Below are 20,388 nucleotides of genomic sequence, written 5' to 3' on the forward strand. Positions count from 1 at the left end.
GAATTTTTTTAGGACAGAGAGCGCAGAGGGCACAGAGGAAGAGAATAAAGAGGTAGGATTCCTGTTCCTATGTGTCCTCTCTCCGGTTAAAAACTCTTTTCCTAACTCCAAGTAAAATCCTCTTTCAACAAATCAGAAAGCTCCTGATTGTAAGGTTTGAAGTAATTTGTCAATTGTTGTTCGATTTCTGGCGGCATTTTGCTGTAATCCTCGATATTATTAATCTCATATTCTTTAATTGCACTGGCAGTAATGTCCAAGAAATCTAACACTTCTGAAAATACTTTGCGGGGATTTGCCAGAAAATCTTCGCTCTTGAGAATCAACAACTGTTCCCGGGGAAAATAGTCGAGCCAATTTTTGATTTGTTCAACATAAATTCCTCGCGACAAATAGGAATAATGCTGGTGATTGAAACTGTAATAACCTTCATCGGCTTTGATTTTTTCAATTTCACCTTTTAGCCGCTCTGGTTCTGAAGCGATCGCTTTTTCAAATTCCAGCTTTTCGCAGCCGATCGCCACTTCTAAATTATAGTGCATCCACGCTCGTTTTACCGGGTTTCGCAGCATTACAATCAGCTTAACATTTGGGAAACACTTGTAAACCCGCTCTGCCACTAACGGATGATAAATATAGTAAGGAGTCGTCTCCCACAGCAACACCTTCTCACCCGCCACACTGCGCGTCAACTGCTTGCTGTACCACTCAACACCGCGCTCGAAATTTAATTCAAAAAAGTGAATTTCGCGGGAACCTTCTTTAATAATTTGCAAGTGATTTGCTAGATAGCCGGATAGAGGTTCCGTGCCGCACTTTTGAGCGCCAATAATTAAAAAGTCCGGTTGTTGCTTATTTTTCAACTGAGTTGAAATCTTGGCGTAGCCGGGATTATTCTTATTCAAAGCGTGAGTTTGAGTGGCTGGTTCGGGTAAATCCGCCACCTGCATTTTGCCGTCAAATTCCCAGCGGTACGGCGGACAAAGAATCGTTTTTTGGTGTACAGTCGATCGCACGTACAGCGGATAAACGTGCCAGTGATAATCGTAGGCGTAAGCCCAACTCTTCTCGTAAACCCCAGCATTCACGTAATACTGGCCGTTTCCTAAATCCAGCCTGTCTACGTGCAGGCGGATTGTGCCTTTACCGAACGCCAGCGGTAGCAACCGACCCATTTGATTAGTATTAGTCTCAAAACAGCTTTGACCGTCTTCCCGGCTGATTACCACGCCAAAAATAGCAGCACCAATCGCTTTTGGCACCGAATAATGAATTTCAATAGTAATAGCATCACCACTATTTATTTCCTCATCCGGCAACACTTTTACATCCGTAATTTCTACTTCCAAAGAACCAAATCGATTTTCATTAACTCGCAGATGCGCACCCGTACTTGTAACTTCAGGAGGACGCATGGGAGTGCGTTTTTCAGTTTCCGAGCGCATTTCCGACAAATACTGACCTGCCACCACTTCCGGTTCCCCGTAAGCGACGATTTCACCGGATTTTAGCCACAAAGCCCGATCGCACATTTTCTGAATTTGCGCCGCGCTGTGAGAAATCAAAACAATCGCACATCCTTGAGCCTTAAACTCAGCGATTCTGTTCAAACATTTAGTTTGAAAAGCCACATCACCAACCGACAAATATTCATCAATTAACAGCACTTCCGGATCAGTATGAACCGCCACCGAAAAAGCCAGCCGCATTTGCATCCCCGTACTGTAAGTGCGCATCGGGCTGTCAATAAACTGTTTCAACTCTGCAAATTCGACAATATCGTCAAATCGGCGCGCCGCTTCCCGGCGTGTCAAACCGGCCACCACCGCACCCACAAGCACATTTTCTCGGCCAGTTAAATCCGAGTGAAAACCCGCACCCAAATCTAACAAACCGCCAATTCTGCCGTTAACTTTAATAGTTCCTTCCTCAGGGGTGCCGATACCGCCGAGAAGTTGCAGCAGCGTCGATTTTCCCGCGCCATTTTTGCCGAGAATTCCCAGCATTTCCCCGGGAGAAACAGTGAAATTGATATCCCGCAGCGCCCAAAAACGCGCCTGCGGTTTCATCCGCCCCCAACCCGATAAAGCGGCCTCCATAATCGTATAAGGTCGATCGGCACTGTAGCGGTTGAAGCGTTTCCCCAAACCCTTGACAACAATAGCCTGACGCATTTACAATTCCTCCACAAAAGTATTGCTTTGCCGTCTAAAAATTGCCAGTCCGATCGGCAAAATAACAGCCACAACCAAGCTCACAATTAATAGCGCCTGCCAATCCGGCTGCGTACCTTTGAGCAGTATGGCGCGGTAAGCTTCGATCAGTGGCACCATCGGATTTAACTGATATAAAGGCTGAAATTCTTTCGGGACGCTGTTGAGGTCGTAGAAAATCGGAGTTAGGTAAAACAGCATCTGCAAAAGGACGCCCAAAGTGTGCTGAGTATCGCGAAATGTGACATTCAAAGCGGCGAGGGGATAAGCCAAACCGACTGTCAAAACAAACTGAATAACCATCAGCAGCGGTAATACAAACAGCACTGAACTCGGTCGAACGCCATCAACTGCCAGAAAGATAATTAACACCGGCAAAGCTAACAGAAAGTGAATTAGCCCCGTCATCGTCGTGACTACCGGCAAAATAGCCGTGGGGAAATTCGGCTGTCTGATTAGTGCTTTATTGCTGGTAATTAATCCCGTTGCTTGAAATAATGCCGTTTGAGACCAAGTCCAGATTAACAAACCGCTGAAAGCAAAGGAAGAAAATTGCGGAATGTTAATCGGTATAACAGAGCGAAAGACAAAGGAAAATACAGCTAACTGCAACAGCGGATTGATTAAAGTCCAAGCAATCCCCAAAGCCGATCGCTTGTAAAGTAATTTCATATCGCGATCGACCAACACCCGCAGCAAATCGAAGAAATGAGCGATTTGGCGCCTGTAAACCAGCGTTGGAACACTTCTCACCGCGCACCTCCGGCGACTTGCTGCGCTTGGGGCTGTGGCTGCTCGATCGGCTCAATCTCAGCTAACTGCTGCGCCTGCAACTGCGCTTTTCTGTAAGCAAAAGGACTGTCTAGAGCTCCCAGCAACTCGCTGACTACCAACTTGCGCGGCAGCCAACGCGGATACCCCAAGCGGCGCACCAGCCACCAACCGAACCAATTAAGCGTGGCAAATTTCAAAAGTTCCAGGCGCGGCACAGTGCGGTTGCGAGCGCAGGTAAGTAAAAAAGCCCCAAAACCGCGCCCGTTATCCTCCAACTGCTTGCTCAAAGCCTTGTCGCTGCGCCGGTGCAAGTGCCACACAAAAGCGCTCGGCTCATAAAAAGTCGAGTATCCCTTCGCCAAAATCCGGTGAAACATCTCGATATCCCCACCCCCCCGAGTCGGAGTCCCCACATCCAAAGCCGGGTCAAAATTACCAACTTCCGCGAAGACTTGCCGCCGGAAAGCCATATTCGCCCCCACGCCGTAGTCGCTCGCCCACAGCAACTGCTGCACAGAAAGCTCGCTACCGTTGATTTTGCGGCGGTCGAGCTTTTGTAGCATTCCGCCGTATATCAGTTCAAATTGCTGTTGCGCCAAGGTTTCCAGTTCGGCGGCCGCCACTAAACCGCTCACGGCCATAATTTCAGGGTCCGCAAAAGCCGAAGCGATCCCCCGCAGCCAACCCCGATCTGGCCGCACGTCGTCGTCAGTAAAAGCTATAATCTCGTGCCGCGCTTCAGCGATCCCGCGATTGCGCGCCCAGTCTAATCCTGGCCGTTCTTCTTTGACGTAGCGTACCGGCAATCGCGCCACCAATTCAGCGGTGCTGCTGTTTGTAGGAGCGTTGTCTATAACGATTATTTCGCGGTCGGGATAGTCGAGTGCGAGCAGAGCTTCCAGAGCGCCTTTGAGCAAATCCGTGCGATCGCGCGTGCAGATGACAACGCTAATTGACGGCAGGTGGCGATCCGCTACTGCTTCAGAACCAGCGCCGAACTCCTCTCCTAAAGTCGATCGCACCAACTTTTTGCCTAACTGCTCCACAATTGTTTGTCGCACTCGAGCAGCGGAAATTGTTTGTTCCCAGGGATTGTTACTAACATAAGCCCAGCCCAGAGGCCGTCCCCGGTACCGAACTAAAATGCGAACTCCTTCATATTGTTCGAGTTGCCAAATCGGATTAATCTGTTCGGTAAACTCAATTTCCATCACTTTTATTGCCATAAAATGCTCCTGATAATTTTCCAGCGGAAACTAGATAAAAAAGTTTTGAGTTTTGACTTTTAACTTAGGGGTTGCCCTTTCCCAATTTCCCACCTTTTGAGGTTTGAGTTTTTGGTTGAAATTCCCCGACTTAAGTAGAGCGGCAAGAAAAAACAATATATTGTAGGGGCCCGTTTAGCTAATGATTACTAGCTGTAAGCGAGAAGATGAATGCACTCACCCGCCAGACCCCTGTAATGTTTATTTGCACCTACCTACTTAGTCATTAATTGCTAACTCATAACTTTCAACAGCCACTAAAGGCTTTTCCTCAATCCTTTCAGCAGTGCGGGGCATACCGTTAACCCCGATCGCCCGAGCCAGGGGTTCGGCATAGTGAAGCGCCAGAATCGAGCGCAAGTGAGCGCCCCGCAGCGGTTCCATGCCCACTTGCGGAAAAATGTGGCCGACTGTCAGTTGGCCGTAATACAGGTAAACCCCAGCCGGTCGTTCCGCGTCCAGCAGCCTTTCTGCCGCTTCCCAACCTTGCTGCAAATCGATGTTAATTTCATGTCCCCCCAAATCAGCACGGGCCGGGCCTCCTTGCATAAAACTAGAAATTGCCGATCGGCTTTTGAGCTCATCAATGACACCCCGCAAATACCAATAACCGCGCAATTTGGCCCGCAACCACCGCCAAGTTCCCCGCATCCCCAAGCTTTCGAGCAAATCCAGGGATTTCCTCGCGGACACAGCCAGCCCATCCACAACCGTCGGCCACAAAAACGCGATCGCCACCAAAATCTTGTCTACCAAGAAATAAGGAGTTTCGTAGTCTTTTATGTGCAGCGTCGGTCTCAGTTCCGGGTGTCGGCGCCCGATCAAAACATCCGAGCGCCCTTCCTGACGACAGCGCCGGAAAGAGCGATCGAGATTGTTAGTTTCGTGTTCGTAATGATAAGCCAGTGCTTCAGGAGCCAGAACCAAAGACACATCAGCTTTGAGCAACCGCAGCCCAAACTCATAATCTTCCCCGCCGCAGTTGCCGAAAGCCGAATCAAAGCCTTCGAGACGAGCAAACAGTTCTGCATCCAGAGAAAGATTGCCGCTGAGCAAATCTTGATAAGTAAATCGGTGATCCGAGCGACTCATCTGATAAAACTTGTCTTCCCACCACGAGCGCACTTCCACGTCAAAAAATTTAGTTCCTCCCTGCAACTTAGGCGGATAGGGACCCATAACAGCCGAACCCGGACGCTCTCGGTGAACCCGCGCGTGGCTTTCCACCAAAGGCGGCAGCGCTTCGATATCGTCGTCGAGAAACAGCAGCAATTGCCCGGTAGCCGAAGCCGCTCCGGTATTGCGGGCCATGGCCGCGCTCCGGCAATTTACCTCGATCGCCTGGTGTTTAAACGGAGCTTTGTAGTCTTGTAACATTGCCAAAGTATCGTCTATGCAGCTATCTGCCACTACAATAACTTCCATCAGGTCGAGGGGATAAGTCTGCGAGTGCAAAGCATCAAGAGCGCGCCGCAGCGAAGAACTTCGATTGTGGGTCGGAATAATTATGCTAACTGTTTGATTTTCTCTACTCATATTAGATTGGTAATTGGTATTTTGTCTTTTGTCTTTGGTATTTTGTCTTTGGTAATGGGTTTTTGGGGAGTTATAATTGGTGATTAAAATTTCCAACACTCTTACTTTTTCCCCGTCCCCTCCCTATCCATTAAATCCCTTAAATCCATTACACAATCCGTTGCCGGGCTTCCCTCTTCCTCCTGACTTATGACTCCTAACTCATCCAAAAAACTTAGACCTTAGTTTAATTTCCCAGATTCAGTTGTGGAGTAAATCTCAAATCTCAAATCTCAAATTAATTGACTTCCCCTTTAACTTCCTGCAAGCGCTTGCGAGAAGAAAAATAAGCCATCGGCCCGCTAACACACCCCTGCATTTGAGCCAAAAGTAAATAACTAGGAATACAGCCCGGTTGCTTTCGCAAAGAAGCAAATAATTCAGGAATTTGCTTGTACCGCAGCCATTGCCAAGCTAAGAGAGGGACACTGAATTCTCTGTTAACCAGAATCATCCGCGTCCAGAAAGCATAGACTCCGATTCCGTAGCATTTGAGCAAGTTGCGCAGTTCTTCCCAGGTGCGCCGGTGGCGGTGCCAACTCAAGGCCCTCGGTTCGTAGACCATGCGGTAGCCCGAGCGCAAAATGCGGGCAAACATTTCGCAGTCTGAACCGGCCTTAGCGGGCGTACCCACGCCCAAAGCTTCGTCAAACAGCCCGATGCAGTCGATCAAACTTTTCCGCAAAGCCATACTCGCCGAAACCCCCAGTGGATCTACAATCAGCGGATTGCAGGACGCCCCGTCAAAAACTCGGCGCTCGAAGCCCTGCCCGTAGGGGCAGTAGCCCTCAAACAATTCTTGCGCTTCGGTTTCCAGTTCTAGGGGCATCACTAGCCCCGTGACACACATAACTCGCGGATCTGTGAAATTGCGCAGCAGCGATCGCAGCCAGTTCGGATCTGGGGCCGCATCGTCATCTGTAAAGGCTACGAATTCGTGTTTAGCTTCGCGTAAAGCTCGGTTGCGGGCGGCGCTCTCGCCCACTACGTCTTCGCGCACATAGCGGACTTTTGGGTAATTTTTGACCAGTTCCTTGGTAGCGTCCGTGAGGGGCCAATTGTCAATTACTAAGTATTCCTGACCGTCATCTGGCAGCAGCATCAGCGCGTCGAGACAGCGTCGCAAATCTTCCGGTCGATCGTGGGTGCACACTGCTACTGTGGCCAGAGGCATTGCCTCCACCGGCCCCCGCTCATCCCATTCTAGAGTGTCGTAGAGCCAGTTTTTCCACAAGTTGTCACCAGCAGCATCCATAAGTTTTTCCCGTAATTCGTCACCGCCAATGCGACCTCCGACTACGGGCAAAAGAGCTTGACCGAGCGGTTTTCCGTGCAGTCGAATTAAAATCAAGGCTTTGCTGTAACGCTCCTCAACCCTAATTTCGGGCGGGAGTTTGGAGATTTCCAGGTCAAGAATAGCTGTTGCCATTTTAGATTTTTGATTTGAGATTGTAGATGCCGAAAAAAGCCTAAATACTCCGTACATTACCGGATGTATTTTAGCCGAAATTGTTTTAGGGGATAGCAACTTCTCAATGCCATACTTGACGATTGCCGCTCGCGAATCAAAAATCAAGCCTCATTTTTGTTATTGCTTTTATTTATTTTTACTTTCAATGACCTACTGATGTCAAGTTTTTTTACAAGCGAATTTTTACCGCCGACAAAGAGCGATCGTCGAGGCTTGTGTCAATTGCAGGTGTTATTGGCACTCTGCCGCCACCGGGCTTCGCCATTAATGTCACATCTAAAAACCCGATTTTTTGAGAAAACCAGGTTTGTGCGATCGCTCCTCATTTTAGCTTTAATTGCGATCGCGTACTATTCAAGGAAAACATACCCAACAATTCAACACTCTCGCCCTTCTAACTTTCACTCCTAGTAGTTCTCTAGCAATCCCAAGCCATTTGTGAGAATATAGATCCAGCCCCTGAAATACTCTTTTTTTATAATAAAGCCAAATGCTAAATATAACGGCACAAAAAACAATAATATCTTGTAGGGTCAAGTAGGGGCTCCTTTAGCTAAGAATCACTCCTATACAAGCCACTTTATTAGTGATCTCACCCGCCTGACGCACATTTTCCCGATAGCCCAAATCAGCAGGAACCGGGCCTCCTTTCATAAAACTAGAAATTGCCGATCGACTTTGGAGCTCATCAATTACACCCCGCAAAGACCAATAACCGCGCAATTTTGCCCGCAACCACCGCCAAGAAACCCGCATCCCAAGCTTTCGAGCAAATCCAGGGATTTCCTCGCGGACACAGCCAGCCCATCCACAACCGTCGGCCACAAAAACGCGATCGGGATCCATAACAGCCGAGCCCGGACGCTCTCGGTAAACCTGCGCGTGGCTTTCCACCAAAGGCGGCAGCGCTTCGATATCGTCGTCGAGAAACAGCAGCAATTGCCCGATAGCCGAAGCCGCTCCGGTATTGCGGGCTATGGCAGCGCTCCGGCAATTTACGTCGATCGCCTGCTGTTTAAACGGAGCTTTGTAGTCTTGTAAAATTGCCAAAGTATCGTTTATGCAGCTATCTGCCACTACAATGACTTCGATCGGGTCGAGGGAATAAGTCTGCGAGTGCAAAGCATCAAGACCGCGACGCAGCGAAGAACTTCGATTGTGGCTGGGAATAATTATGCTAACTGTTGGATTTTCCCTGTTCCTATTAGATTGGTAATTAGTAATTGGTAATTGGTAATTGGTATTGGGTATTTGGAAATTTATAATTGCTGATTAAAATTTTCAACACTCTTACTTCTTTCCAGTTCCCTCAATATCCACCTGTTAAATCCCTTAAATCCATTACACAATCCGTTGCCGGCTTCCCTCTTCCTCCTGACTAATGACTCTTGACTAATCCAAAGAACTTAGACCTTAGTTTAATTTCCCAGATTCAGTTGTGGAGTAAATCTCAAATCTCAAATCTCAAATCGATTGACTTCCCCTTTAACTTCCTGCAACCACTTGCGAGAAGAAAAATAAGCCATCGGCCCGAAGCAGCAACCCCGCAGTTGAGCTAAAAGTAAATTACTAGGAATACAGCCCGGTTGCTTTCGCAAAGAAGCAAATAATTCAGGAATTTGCTTATAGCGCAGCCATCCCCAAGCTAAGAGAGGCACACTGAATTCTCTGTTGACCACAAATATCCGCGTCCAGAAAGCATAGACTGCGATTCCGTAGCCTTGGAGAATTTTTTGCAATTCTTCCCAAGTGCGCCGATGGCGGTGCCAGCTCAAGGCTCTAGGATCGTAGACAATTCGGTAGCCCGAGCGCAAAATGCGGGCAAACAGTTCGCAGTCTTCGCCACCGACAGCGGGCGTTCCCGCCCCCAAAGCCTCGTCAAACAAGCCGATAAAGTCGATCGAACTTTTGCGCAAAGCCATGTTCGCCGAAACCCCCACTGGATAGACTATCAGCGGGTTGCAGTGCGCCCCGTCAAAAATTCGGCGCTCGAAGCCCCGCCCGTGGGGGCTGTAGCACTCGAACCATTCTTGCGCTTCGGTTTCCAGTTCCAAGGGCATCACCAGCCCCGTAACGCATATAACTCGAGGATCTGTGAAATTGCGCAACAGCGATCGCAGCCAGTTCGGATCCGGGGCCGCATCGTCATCTGTAAAGGCTACGAATTCGTGTTTAGCTTCGCGTAAAGCTCGGTTGCGGGCAGCGCTCGATCCCGGTACGTCTTCGCGCACATAGCGGACTTTTGGGTAATTTTTGACCAATTCCTTGGTAGCGTCCGTGGCGGGACAATTGTCAATTACTAAGTATTCCTGACCGTCGTCGGGCAGCCGCATAAACGCTTCAAGAGTGCGCCGCAAATCTTCGGGTCGATCGCGCGTAGAAACCGCTACTGTGGCCAGAGGCATTGCCTCCACCGGCCCCCGCTCATCCCATTCTAGAATGTCGTAGAGCCAGCTTTTCCACAAGTTGTCACCAGCAGCATTCCTTAGTGTTTCCTGTAATTGGTCACCACCAATGCGACCTCCGACTACGGGCAAAAGAGCTTGACCGAGCGGTTTTCCGTCCAGCCGAATTAAAATCAAGGCTTTGCTGTAACGCTCCTCAACCCTAATTTCGGGCGGGAGTTCGGAGAGTTCCAGGTCAAGAATAGCTGTTGCCATTTTAGATTTTATATTTGAATATTTTAGATTACGAAAAAATTCTCGATAATCCGTATATTAACGGAGGTATTTTAGCCGACATAGTTTTAGGGGATAGCAACTTCTCAATCCCATACTTGCCGAGCGCCCGCGCATCAAAAATCTCGCCTCATTTTTGTTATTGCTTTTATTTATTTTTGCTATCAATGACCCGCTGATGTCAAGTTTTTTTACAACCGAATTTTTACCGCCGACAAAGAGCGAGCGTCGAGGCTTGTGTCAATTGCAGGTGTTATTGGCACTCTGTCGTCACCGGGCCTCGCCATTAATGCCACATCTAAAAACCCGATTTTTTGAGAAAACCCGGTTTGTGCGATCGCTCGTCATTTTAGCTTGAATGGCGATCGGGTACTATTCTCTACAACATACCCAACAATTCAACACTCTCGCCCTTCTAACTTTCGCCCCTAGTAGTTCTCTAGTAATCCCAAGCCATTTGTGAGAATATAGAGCCAGCCCCTGAAATACTCTTTTTTTATAATAAAGCCAAATGGTAAATATATACGGCACAAAAAACAATAATATCTTGTCGGCTTAAGTAGGGGCCCCTTTAGCTAAGAATCACTCCTATACAAGCCACTTTATTCGTGCTCTCACCCGCTCGCTCCACATTATGGTTATTTGTACCTACTTAGTTAACCGACCTCAAAGAATTGAGCTAGTCCAATCCATACCCACGTGAAGTGAAGCGAGCTTCTTGAGTTCAAATGTTTCTCAAAGGCTATAAACACCGAGATATTCAGGAGGTTCTAGAAGTCAGTCCCGGGTTCATTGGCAAGGGAGACTAAACTCTATAAACTACTGGTATATCTAGGTTAAAACTGGCAGAGCGACCAGGGTCAGTCGGTTATCTAGAATTTGCGCAAAGCGCAGCAGTCATTTGCTGGCTGCCGTCAAAAAACAGGAATCTTGCAGAACAGCAAGGATACATATTCGAGAACTAGGATGTGATGTTTGACTCCAAACAGAGCTATTACACACTGTTTAACCAGGCACGGATTAGGTGAAAAAAAAAAAAATAAAAACGCAACCCTAAATAAGACCCAGCAATGCTCAAAAGAAAATAGGAGATTACAGACTGGTTGGACATTCATCGAGCTGAGATTACTTCTGGCAAGTTAGTGGTATTTTTACAGCATGAATATCATGTATGGTCCGGGGATTGATGTGGCTATGTTTGGGGTAAAACAAAAGAACGCATCGTGTTCCTCGTCAATGAGCCGAGTAAACAAACCTATTATGGGGCAGTCAGTCGATTTTAGATGTGAGGTTTGAGAGGGGGCCGTGAGACGGGGGTGAGGCGTTGGGCGAAACGTCGAGCCGCGCTCAGAAGTTCGGCGAGCCCGAGCCGTCGAACTATTTGACATTTACTCCACAGATGAATCTGGGAGCTTGAACAACAGTCTAAAACTTTGGGCGGCTGGCGAGTCCTGTGGAAAACTTGTATCCGTTTTTCGGCGACGTCAAAAAGCCATTTAAACTCACTCCCGGATAGCCACAAGGTTTGCTGAGAAGAATGTATCAAACTTTTACAAAGAAACCGCTCAAACTCATAAAGTCTCTCTCTGCCCTGACAAAAGCAGTGAGCTAGCACGATTGTGGTTTTCCAAGTTTTTCAGATGGGACTATACACCGCCCTCAATACCCTAAAAATGAAGATTTGTAAAGTTTTATCAAGATCTTGGGGCATCTGAATTAAAATCTTCTCATAAAAAAGACTAGCTTTTAGCAGGCACAAATTGTGGAAAAAGGTTTAAAACTCAGAATATGAGATCGAGTTCGCTGCTCTTACATGGTGCAATAAAATGTAACTTTTGATGCCAGAACCAGTAGCATGAACTTTGTCGAAGGCCGAATGCCCGGAGCGGCCAATGCCTTCGGAAAATCGCTTTCCAGGCGCTGCATCAAATCTTAAGTATAATTACTTTCGTTGCACGGGAGCCGGAGCCTTCGAGCAAACATTTAACTCCAGGGCTTACGCACCAAAACTTTGATAAACCGGGTTTTTTTACCAGGAGCGAGGGCGGCAACAAAGTGTTTTCGTCCATCTTTCCCCGGTTTCTGCGTCCGGGACTGAACTCGATCGAATGAATGCAGTCGCAACCAATGTTTAAATGTGGCGATACTGCAAGTTGCGTGCAAAGCAGGGAGCTAACCGCAGTGATGGATCTCGATTGTTTACCTTACGGCGCAGGCCACGCACAGGAAGGGGTCTGTCTGCTAGTCCGAATGGGGCCGCACCGCATTTTACTAGACTGCGGTGTAGAGGATATTGCACCCCTGTCAGCGACACTAAATCGATCGCTGCCTGCCGATTTCGTGGTCTGCAGCCACGCCCACTCCGACCACGCCAGAGGTTTGCTAGCACTCCATCAATCTTTCCCCCACCTGCCAATTTACGCCAGCGAAGTGACAGCGCGACTGCTACCACTCAACTGGCCGGGACGGTCTCAGCAGCCAGAAACCAGGTTCTGTCAGGCACTGCCCTGGCAGTCGCCGATCGAACTGCGCCCGGGATTGAGCGTGCAGTTATTCCCGTCGGGCCATTTGCCCGGAGCGGCTACTGTGCTGCTGACTTATGCCGCCCCCCACCGCACCTACACCCTGGTGTACACCGGCGACTTTTTCCTGTCCAATTCTCGTTTGGTGGAAGGTTTGCCCTTGGGAGAACTCAGGGGCATGAAGCCGGATGTGTTAATTTTGGAAGGAAGTTACGGCACGGCGCGCCACCCTCACCGCCGACAACTGGAAAATCAGTTAGCCGATCGCATCCACCGCGCCATCGCCGACGGGTACTCGGTACTGCTGCCCGCGCCGGCCCTGGGTTTGGGTCAAGAACTGCTGATGCTGCTCCGCAGTCACCACTACTTTACTGGCCGCGACTTGGATATTTGGGTGGACGGCACTGTCGCCGACGGGTGCGACGCTTATCTGGAACTGCTGCCCCAATTTCCCACCGCGGTCCAAAATTTTGCTCTGCACCAACCTTTGTTTTGGGACGAAAGGGTGAAACCCCGCGTCCGCCGGTTGTCTGCCGAAGGGCGCCCCGGATTGAGTTCCACGCCGTGTATTGTAATTACAGACAAGTTTGCTGATTTGGCTTTGTATGTTGGCGAAAGCACAAATCCTTGGATTTTGCTCGCACCTCAAAAACCCGGATATCCCCTCAGCAACTGGCCAGAATCTGGAGTCAGAAGCGTCGAAACTTATCTGCTACCCGAACACTGCGACGGTCCGGGGACTACCCAGCTCATCCACAATTTGCGTCCCCAGCACGTAATTTTGATCCACGGTTCCCCTGCATATTTGGCTGACTTGGCTAACTTGGACGAGCTGCGAAACCGCTACCAGTTGCACACTCCGGCGGCCGGAACACTTGTAGAACTGCCGATCGGCGAAATGTTTTTGCAGCCCGCTATCCCGGAAACTAACTATGAGGGAGAACTCAGCGAATTGGGGAAAGAGGTAGCAATTAGCTTACCGAGTCCGATTACAGCCGATCCTCGGTGGGCTAATTTTGCCGATACCGGTTTGGTAGAAGCGCGGTGGCAAGGCGAAGAACTGGTAGTGCGCGGCATCTCCCAGCGGGAACTGCTTTTTCAAAGCAGCGCCGTTCAGGCCAACCTCGAATGCTGCGGCAATTGCCAGCACTACCGCGGCCAGCGCTGCTGGAACCAATTATCTGCTTTGTTTGGCTTTAAAGTTACCCCCGACGGTTACTGTCCGGTGTTTAAAGCGATACCCGAGTCCGAACTTTTCCTAGATGAGGAAACAGACGGCGAATAAGCTGTCGGGCACCTCGAAACTAACCCGCAGGCAAAGAAAACAAAAAACACTCCTGGATCCACCCAGACAAAAAACCCCTTTTAACTTCCTAGCGGTTCGTCCCGCGCTCGATCGGATCGAGGATGAGCCTCGGGATAAAAGCAGGTTTGTTGACGACACTCCCCTGACCTATGGGCGAGGGCGCGAGGTTCTCTCTCGATGGAATAAACAGCCAATTACTTAGTAAAACAACCCTTTACCATCAGTAACCTATTGTGGTAAACTCGACTTATGCTGCTATTGCCCAAACTTTTTCGATCGTGAATCTTTCTACCTGGCTGAGACAGGTTTTTTGTGTCGTTTTTTGCCAAGAACCGAAAACAACACCTGTTGACGGGTTTGTGATTACCAAAAGTTATAATTTAGTAAATCTCAGACAAGCTTAACTTGTGTTCCCCTCAGCTTGAATAGATGGTCAATCCCGATCGGGATTTTCCCTTACTTATTCAGCAAGCCCTAGATAAGTGCCGTGGGGCAGGAATATCCAAGAGCTCACCAGGGTGCGCCCGCGCTGTACTCGTAGAGTCAGCGTTGGCACGAGGTCACGCAGTGGTAAGCTGTCGCCCATTGAATTTTTAAACTACTGTGTACTTACGCTCTTGTGGGGTGGGCAGGAGATCCCGCCATCAAGCTTAAATTTCAAGGCAAAATAGCTTATTTGCTCCCAACCCAAAATATTTTTGGCCTAAACGGGGTTTTTTGCATAATTCCTCCACAAAAAAAGGGAGAAAAGTCGTTTTCTTTTCCCCCAAGTCTTCCTGGTGCCTCAAGCGCGAGCTCAAAACTATTCCAAATTCGAGTCGGGGTAGTGATTGCGAATTTGTTCGGCTTCGGGACAATCGTCAGAAACTAGGGGTTCGCAGTTAGTTCGGGACACCGAAGCCAACTTCTGGGACACAGATCCAATACTTTCGAGACGCACCATTTCTTCCCAGGAGCTGATTTCGTCTTCTTCGTCGGTTTCGTAGCGCAGCGTGACTAGATCCCCTTCAATATCTAGGATACGAGCGCGCTCTATCCAACGTTGCTGATCTCGAAGAAAAATAGAAACCTCACGACCATCACAACAGAGTTGATAGATTTTGCGCTGTAGCATTTGTCAGTTCTCCTGCGCAGTTTAAGTTGCTTAAAATATAGCCTGTTTACCGTAACGTACTTTGGGTTTTACATCGGAAGGCACAGCCGTATGGACGGGCCATTTTCACGTTTTCCGAAACTTTGGTACCGATGGGAGTTACCAAATTTCATTTTACCACCAAATCTATCTAGTACGCCATTTATCTAATTACAGATTTTGCAACCAGTGGCATCCCTCGCGGGAGGCATTTGCCAGCATAGATCCGAGCATTAGAACTTTCCTTTGGCGATCGCGATTAACAGCCACAATAAAAACAGACTCTGCCTCAGAAATCTCGCTCTTTTCTGGCTCAAGTCCCCCAGAAACCTCTTGTTTCGACCTTGGTTCTAGCCCAATAACCTCTCTTGACCCAATCTCAAATCTCAAAGCGAAAGCTCCTTTCGCCACACTCAAACAGTGACCATAAAAACAGACTCTGCCTCAGAAATCTCGCTCTTTTCTGGCTCAAGTCCCCCAGAAACCTCTTGTTTCGACCTTGGTTCTAGCCCAATAACCTCTCTTGACTCAATCTCAAATCTCAAATCTCAAATCTCAAAGCCCAAAGCGACACTCAAACAGCGACAATAAAAACAGACTCTGCCTCAGAAATCTCGCTCTCTTGTGCCTCAAGTCCCTCAGAAACCTCTTGTTTCGAAGTTGGTTCTAGCCCCCACTATCCCCTGTGAACTCAATCTAAAATCTAAAATCTAAAATTTAAAATTGATTGACCAGAGTGTGATAAAAATCACTGACAGTAGGCAGCGACTAAATGTAGAAAATGGTGGCGGCCAACAACTAGCTTCAAAACGGGCAGCGGAACCTGTGGCGGTTAAGCTAAAAGAATTGCGGTTCCGTTCAAAATAAATTGGAGTCATCGCGAGTGCGTATTAAGGAGGCTAATTGATGGTGTACGCAGAAAATTGGTCGCAGCCGTCTATCTTGGAGCTAGCGCGATCGGGCAACTTTCAAGCCCTGAATTACTGGATTGACAGCTTGCTGCGACCCGAAGGGATTTATGCCCGCGTCGAACAGGCTCAGGCTGGCTGCGTCCAAATCCTCGTAGAATTTCAGCGCGAATTTGCGCCAGATACTAGATTACTGGGGAGCACTCTCCGGGAAGGCTTAGTCAAGTTTATTTGCCACCAACTCTGGAGACTCAACTCGCCAGCAGTAGAAGGGGTGCGAATTCACGCGCGCTTGGCTGGGGAACCCGACATTCTCTGGAAACAGTCAGTGCGAATAGTCACTCCGGCAAACCGCCAGCGGCGGCGTTACCGTTCCCTACTGGTCGTCGATTGGGTTAAATTTAAAACGTATCGTTCTCTGCTGCTAGTAGGATCGGCGCTTGCCTCATTTATTTTAGGGTGTTGGGTGAGCTACCACGAAGCTCTGACCCTGCGGTTAGTATCCCCAGTATCCGGGTACCAGCAAGCTGCGGTAATTTCGGGGCCGCCTGCCAAACGTGCGGATACGGTACAAGCGGCCTTAGAAGTGGTACCAGTAGTACAGCAAAAGCAAGTTGCTAATCCTTACGACCCAACCGTAACGCTGATGTTCGGAGGAAATGTGAATCTATCGGATGCGCTCGGAGCATCTGCGGGCAACGATTACCATTGGGCTTTTGCCAATATGGACGAGTACCGGCAAGCAGATGTGGCGATGGTTAACCTAGAAAACCCCCTGACTCGCTCTAAATTGGGCTCTGGCAAAAAACAATTAAATTTTAAAGCCGATCCAGAATCGGTGAAAGTATTAACAGCAGGAGGAGTGGATATTGTCAATCTGGCAAATAGCCACGCTATGGATTACGCGGAACCGGGGCTGGTGGAGACTATGAATACTCTAGATAATAGTGGGATTCAACACCAGGGAGCCGGCCGAGATATAAAAGAAGCGAGGCGTCCAGATATTATTGAGGTTAAGGGTCAGCGGATCGCCTACCTCGGTTATTACGATGCCGACCTTCACGCCGCCGACCAAGGGAAAGCGGGCATTAACCCCCGCCGCAACAATCGCGTGGCAGAGGATATTCGAGCTCTCAGGGGTCAGGTAGACTGGATTATTGTTAATTACCACTGGGGAGTGGAATTGGCAGATTATCCGGGGGACTGGCAGATTGATTTGGCTCGGTTCACGATCGACCAAGGAGCAGATTTGGTAGTGGGACACCACCCCCAGGTCCTGCAAGGTGCAGAAATTTACAAAGGCCGCCCGATAGTTTACTCGCTGGGTAATTTTATATTCGGCGGGAATGCTCTCCGTGATTACGATACCGCAGTCCTGAAAGTATCGCTCAAAGACAGGAATATGAAGGTAGAGTTTCTGCCTGTGGAGGTGAAAAAGTTTCAGCCGAAGGTGGTGAAGGGAGCCGCTGCAGATCGCATCCTCAAACACGTTGAGCAAATTTCTAGTATTTTCGATCGGCCGATGCGATCTTCTGTAGTTCTCGAAGCCCCACTCAACCTAGGAACGGCACCAAAAACTCCTTATTCTCCATTGCCAGGAGCAGCAAAGAGCGGTACCCGAGGGCCAGGATCCGGTTCCGGGGCCAGCGACGGTGAAAGCAATGTGCAAGGCCCCGGACAAACCAAACCAACTTTGATTTTGCCGGCTTTGCCACCTGCGCCCAAACAGCCGGACAACTCCTCATTTTTCCCGAACGGGGCGGGACCTGCAATTGAGTCAAACCCGCCTCCGAATCTAAATTTGCCGCCGCGCATCTACCGTACTCAACCTCAAAATCCCAGCGGGGAAGCAGATCCGTTTACGAAAGAGCCATTCATCAAAGAACCGTTTATTTCGCCCCCATCTCCCAGTCAAGGAGCAGTGCCGAGTCCCCAAAGCTATATTCCCCCCACTCGGGCTGTATCTTTTGAAGTGGCACTCAAAGAGCAGCGGACCTCCACGATCGTTCCAGGTACAAGCAGCGACCGCTCCGGGCCGCGGATCGCCCTGCCTCCTATAGCTGGGAGCATTAGTTAGCCAATGGGGGCCGGAGCGAGGATTCAGGGGGAGGATAGGGGCGGTAATGGGTGAACATCAACATAGCAGCGACCAATTATTAACGACCAATTTACTGACAACCAATGATCAATGACCTACTACCGATGACAAATGTGTTTGCGATCACGCTCAAGCAAAAGCAGTACAAAACCTATATCCTCTCCGACGAAACCGCTAACTCTGCTCTAGAAGTTGTGCCGGAACGGGGCGGTATTGCCACTAGCTGGCTGGTTGAAGGCAAAGAAATCTTCTACTTGGACGCGGAACGGTTCGCCAATCCCGATCTGACAGTACGCGGCGGGATACCCATCCTGTTTCCTATCTGCAGCAATCTTCCTGACAATACTTACACCCACAAGGGAGTGCAGCATAAGCTCAAACAGCACGGCTTTGCGCGAGACTTGCCTTGGAGAATCGGCGAACCAGTTACGGAGGGTTGCGCCGCTCTGACCCTGATTCTCGACAGCAGCGACAAGACGCTGGCTGTTTATCCGTTTGATTTCCAACTAGCCTTTACTTATCAGATTAAAGGCAATTCTTTGGAAATTTTTCAGCGATACACCAATCTGTCTGACGAACCCATGCCTTTTTCTAGTGGTTTCCACCCCTACTTTTTGGCGAGGGACAAATCTAAGCTCCGGTTTGAGATTCCCGGGATGCAGTACAGAGATCAGAACACCCACACCAAGGGTTACTTCACCGGGGTTTTTGACCCGACGCTGGATGAAATTGATGTTTCCTTTGACGAGCTCACTGGTCTTGCTGCTACTGTCACTGACTCGGCCCAGAACTTGCGGCTCACACTCAGTTACAACTCCAGCTATGGGAAGTTGGTTTTCTGGATGGTGAAGGGCAAGGATTTTTACTGTTTGGAGCCTTGGACGGCTCCTAGAAATGCGCTCAACACTGGCGAACACTTGATTTATTTGCAGCCGGGAGCGACTTGCGAGATGCTGATTCGCCTGAGTGCAACTTTTTTTTAAAAAACACTTGCTATTTCACATCAGGGGTGCTACTATTAGAAATTGTGTGCGGTAACAATGTTTTCGCGGGTCGCTAGCTCAGCGGTAGAGCATTCGGCTTTTAACCGATTGGTCTCGGGTTCAAATCCCGGGCGACCCATAAAAAATTAGTGAGTGAAAAATTTTGAGTTTTGAGTGGAATGCTCGGAACTCAAAATTTTGTTTGTTGAACTTTTAAGTAAATCTGGAAAGATAGTGCGCGATCGGTGGCAAATTGTCTTAATATTATCGTAAGAATTGAGCTTGTCCAAAATTCACTGCCCAAAAATCACAAATAATTAGGAGGAATATCTATGGCGCTTGTACCTATGCGATTGCTGCTCGACCACGCGGCTGAAAATGGTTACGGCTTACCGGCTTACAACGTCAACAACATGGAGCAAATCCAAGCGATCATGCGCGCTGCTGACGAAACCAACAGCCCTGTGATTCTGCAAGCTTCTCGCGGCGCTCGCTCCTACGCTGGCGAAAATTTCCTGCGCCACTTGATTTTGGCAGCAGTTGAAACCTATCCTCACATTCCCATTTCCATGCACCAAGACCACGGCAATGCCCCCGGCACTTGCTATTCTGCCATGCGCCAAGGTTTCACGAGCGTGATGATGGACGGTTCTCTGGAAGCGGATGCTAAGACTCCCGCCAGCTACGAGTACAACGTTGAAGTTACTCGCGAAGTGGTGAAGGTGGCTCATTCGATCGGCGTTAGCGTTGAAGGTGAACTGGGTTGTTTGGGTTCTCTGGAAACAGGAATGGGCGAAGCAGAAGACGGTCACGGCTTTGAAGGTGCGCTTTCTCACGATCAGTTGCTGACAGATCCCGAACAAGCTGTTGATTTCGTCGAGCAAACCGGCGTTGATGCTCTAGCAGTCGCGATCGGCACTTCTCACGGCGCTTACAAGTTTACTCGCAAGCCGACTGGCGAAATTTTGGCAATCAGCCGCATTGAAGAAATTCACCGCCGCTTGCCAAATACTCACTTGGTAATGCACGGTTCTTCTTCTGTACCTCAAGAATTGCTGGAAATCATCAACAACAACGGCGGCAAAATCCGCGAAACCTACGGCGTACCTGTGGAAGAAATCCAAAAGGGCATCAAGTGCGGTGTTCGCAAGATCAATATCGATACTGACAACCGTTTGGCGATTACTGCTGCGGTGCGCGAAGCTTTGTTTGCGAAGCCCGATGAGTTTGACCCCCGCCACTTCTTGAAGCCGTCGATCAAGTATATGCAGAAGGTTTGTAGCGATCGCTATAACTCTTTTGGTTGCGCTGGTAACGGTACAAAGATTAAGCAAGTGTCTTTGGACGATTTTGCAGCTAAGTATGCTAAGGGCGAATTGAGCTCTTCTGCTAAGAAGACTGTGGCTGTTTAAGAATTTTAGGTTTTAGATTGTAGATTTGTCTGAAGTCTAAAGTTAGGATTG

At 48.9% G+C, this 20,388-nt stretch carries 15 protein-coding genes and 1 tRNA gene; 7 read left to right on the top strand and 9 right to left on the bottom strand.

Going from position 1 to position 20,388, the window contains the following annotated elements; genetic code table 11:
- Window positions 1-101: 101 nt before the first annotated feature.
- The 5 genes from QUB56_RS22390 to QUB56_RS22410 all read right to left on the bottom strand — a co-directional run bounded on the left by QUB56_RS22390 (window position 102) and on the right by QUB56_RS22410 (window position 7,256).
- Window positions 102-2,174: an ATP-binding cassette domain-containing protein gene (locus QUB56_RS22390; RefSeq protein ID WP_332958230.1), complete on the bottom strand. Its 2,073-nt coding sequence runs from the start codon at window positions 2,172-2,174 to the stop codon at window positions 102-104.
- Entirely contained in the window at window positions 2,175-2,966 is a 792-nt protein-coding gene (locus tag QUB56_RS22395; protein ID WP_332958233.1) for an ABC transporter permease, read from the bottom strand.
- The gene (locus QUB56_RS22400; protein ID WP_332958234.1) at window positions 2,963-4,213 is read right to left on the bottom strand and encodes a glycosyltransferase; all 1,251 of its coding nucleotides are present in this window, start codon (window positions 4,211-4,213) and stop codon (window positions 2,963-2,965) included. The genes QUB56_RS22395 and QUB56_RS22400 overlap by 4 nt, the downstream gene beginning before the upstream one ends.
- 258 nt (window positions 4,214-4,471) lie before the next feature.
- A complete protein-coding gene (locus QUB56_RS22405) occupies window positions 4,472-5,788 on the bottom strand; it encodes a glycosyltransferase family 2 protein (RefSeq protein ID WP_332958236.1) in 1,317 nt (438 codons plus the stop codon).
- Between the two features lie 277 nt (window positions 5,789-6,065).
- Window positions 6,066-7,256, bottom strand: a complete 1,191-nt coding sequence (locus QUB56_RS22410) for a glycosyltransferase (protein WP_332958237.1) — start codon at window positions 7,254-7,256, stop codon at window positions 6,066-6,068.
- Between the two features lie 198 nt (window positions 7,257-7,454).
- Here QUB56_RS22410 and QUB56_RS22415 point away from each other — a divergent pair, with 198 nt between their 5' ends.
- Window positions 7,455-7,709: a hypothetical protein gene (locus QUB56_RS22415; protein ID WP_332958238.1), complete on the top strand. Its 255-nt coding sequence runs from the start codon at window positions 7,455-7,457 to the stop codon at window positions 7,707-7,709.
- A 138-nt stretch (window positions 7,710-7,847) separates the two neighbouring features.
- Here QUB56_RS22415 and QUB56_RS22420 read toward each other — a convergent pair whose 3' ends face one another.
- A complete protein-coding gene (locus tag QUB56_RS22420) occupies window positions 7,848-8,564 on the bottom strand; it encodes a glycosyltransferase family A protein (RefSeq protein ID WP_332958284.1) in 717 nt (238 codons plus the stop codon).
- Between the two features lie 191 nt (window positions 8,565-8,755).
- The gene (locus QUB56_RS22425) at window positions 8,756-9,958 is read right to left on the bottom strand and encodes a glycosyltransferase (RefSeq protein ID WP_332958239.1); all 1,203 of its coding nucleotides are present in this window, start codon (window positions 9,956-9,958) and stop codon (window positions 8,756-8,758) included.
- 2,202 nt (window positions 9,959-12,160) lie between these two features.
- Between QUB56_RS22425 and QUB56_RS22430 the strand changes: the two genes are divergently transcribed.
- Window positions 12,161-13,783, top strand: coding sequence for an MBL fold metallo-hydrolase (locus tag QUB56_RS22430; RefSeq protein ID WP_332958286.1), 1,623 nt, complete (start codon window positions 12,161-12,163; stop codon window positions 13,781-13,783).
- Window positions 13,784-14,037: 254 nt separating this feature from the next.
- Window positions 14,038-14,208, top strand: a complete 171-nt coding sequence (locus QUB56_RS22435; RefSeq protein WP_332958242.1) for a hypothetical protein — start codon at window positions 14,038-14,040, stop codon at window positions 14,206-14,208.
- 398 nt (window positions 14,209-14,606) lie between these two features.
- Here QUB56_RS22435 and QUB56_RS22440 read toward each other — a convergent pair whose 3' ends face one another.
- Both QUB56_RS22440 and QUB56_RS22445 read right to left on the bottom strand, forming a co-directional pair.
- The gene (locus QUB56_RS22440; RefSeq protein ID WP_015177146.1) at window positions 14,607-14,918 is read right to left on the bottom strand and encodes a DUF6679 family protein; all 312 of its coding nucleotides are present in this window, start codon (window positions 14,916-14,918) and stop codon (window positions 14,607-14,609) included.
- A gap of 189 nt (window positions 14,919-15,107) precedes the next feature.
- Window positions 15,108-15,326, bottom strand: a complete 219-nt coding sequence (locus QUB56_RS22445) for a hypothetical protein (protein ID WP_332958247.1) — start codon at window positions 15,324-15,326, stop codon at window positions 15,108-15,110.
- A gap of 516 nt (window positions 15,327-15,842) precedes the next feature.
- On the opposite strand from QUB56_RS22445, the gene QUB56_RS22450 reads away from it, so the two are divergent.
- The 4 genes from QUB56_RS22450 to fba all read left to right on the top strand — a co-directional run bounded on the left by QUB56_RS22450 (window position 15,843) and on the right by fba (window position 20,337).
- Window positions 15,843-17,921 carry a CapA family protein gene (locus tag QUB56_RS22450; RefSeq protein WP_332958249.1) on the top strand — a complete coding sequence of 693 codons (2,079 nt, stop codon included), beginning with the start codon at window positions 15,843-15,845 and terminating at the stop codon, window positions 17,919-17,921.
- A gap of 134 nt (window positions 17,922-18,055) precedes the next feature.
- Window positions 18,056-18,925 carry an aldose epimerase family protein gene (locus QUB56_RS22455; protein WP_445243386.1) on the top strand — a complete coding sequence of 290 codons (870 nt, stop codon included), beginning with the start codon at window positions 18,056-18,058 and terminating at the stop codon, window positions 18,923-18,925.
- Window positions 18,926-18,992: 67 nt separating this feature from the next.
- Window positions 18,993-19,064: transfer RNA gene (locus QUB56_RS22460), tRNA-Lys, on the top strand.
- 193 nt (window positions 19,065-19,257) lie between these two features.
- Window positions 19,258-20,337 (top strand): class II fructose-bisphosphate aldolase, encoded by a 1,080-nt coding sequence (gene fba, locus QUB56_RS22465; protein ID WP_332958252.1) that lies wholly within the window; start codon window positions 19,258-19,260, stop codon window positions 20,335-20,337.
- Window positions 20,338-20,388 lie beyond the last annotated feature (51 nt).

The organism is Microcoleus sp. AR_TQ3_B6, from assembly GCF_036702785.1.
Taxonomy (GTDB): Bacteria; Cyanobacteriota; Cyanobacteriia; order Cyanobacteriales; family Microcoleaceae; genus Microcoleus.

What these genes read in the sequence shown, in the direction of transcription:
- QUB56_RS22390 (WP_332958230.1), bottom strand. Translation starts at nt 2,174, where the DNA reads ATGCGTCAGGCTATTGTTGTCAAGGGTTTGGGGAAACGCTTCAACCGC.
- QUB56_RS22400 (WP_332958234.1), bottom strand. Translation starts at nt 4,213, where the DNA reads ATGGCAATAAAAGTGATGGAAATTGAGTTTACCGAACAGATTAATCCG.
- QUB56_RS22405 (WP_332958236.1), bottom strand. Translation starts at nt 5,788, where the DNA reads ATGAGTAGAGAAAATCAAACAGTTAGCATAATTATTCCGACCCACAAT.
- QUB56_RS22410 (WP_332958237.1), bottom strand. Translation starts at nt 7,256, where the DNA reads ATGGCAACAGCTATTCTTGACCTGGAAATCTCCAAACTCCCGCCCGAA.
- QUB56_RS22415 (WP_332958238.1), top strand. Translation starts at nt 7,455, where the DNA reads ATGTCAAGTTTTTTTACAAGCGAATTTTTACCGCCGACAAAGAGCGAT.
- QUB56_RS22425 (WP_332958239.1), bottom strand. Translation starts at nt 9,958, where the DNA reads ATGGCAACAGCTATTCTTGACCTGGAACTCTCCGAACTCCCGCCCGAA.
- QUB56_RS22430 (WP_332958286.1), top strand. Translation starts at nt 12,161, where the DNA reads ATGGATCTCGATTGTTTACCTTACGGCGCAGGCCACGCACAGGAAGGG.
- QUB56_RS22440 (WP_015177146.1), bottom strand. Translation starts at nt 14,918, where the DNA reads ATGCTACAGCGCAAAATCTATCAACTCTGTTGTGATGGTCGTGAGGTT.
- QUB56_RS22450 (WP_332958249.1), top strand. Translation starts at nt 15,843, where the DNA reads ATGGTGTACGCAGAAAATTGGTCGCAGCCGTCTATCTTGGAGCTAGCG.
- fba (WP_332958252.1), top strand. Translation starts at nt 19,258, where the DNA reads ATGGCGCTTGTACCTATGCGATTGCTGCTCGACCACGCGGCTGAAAAT.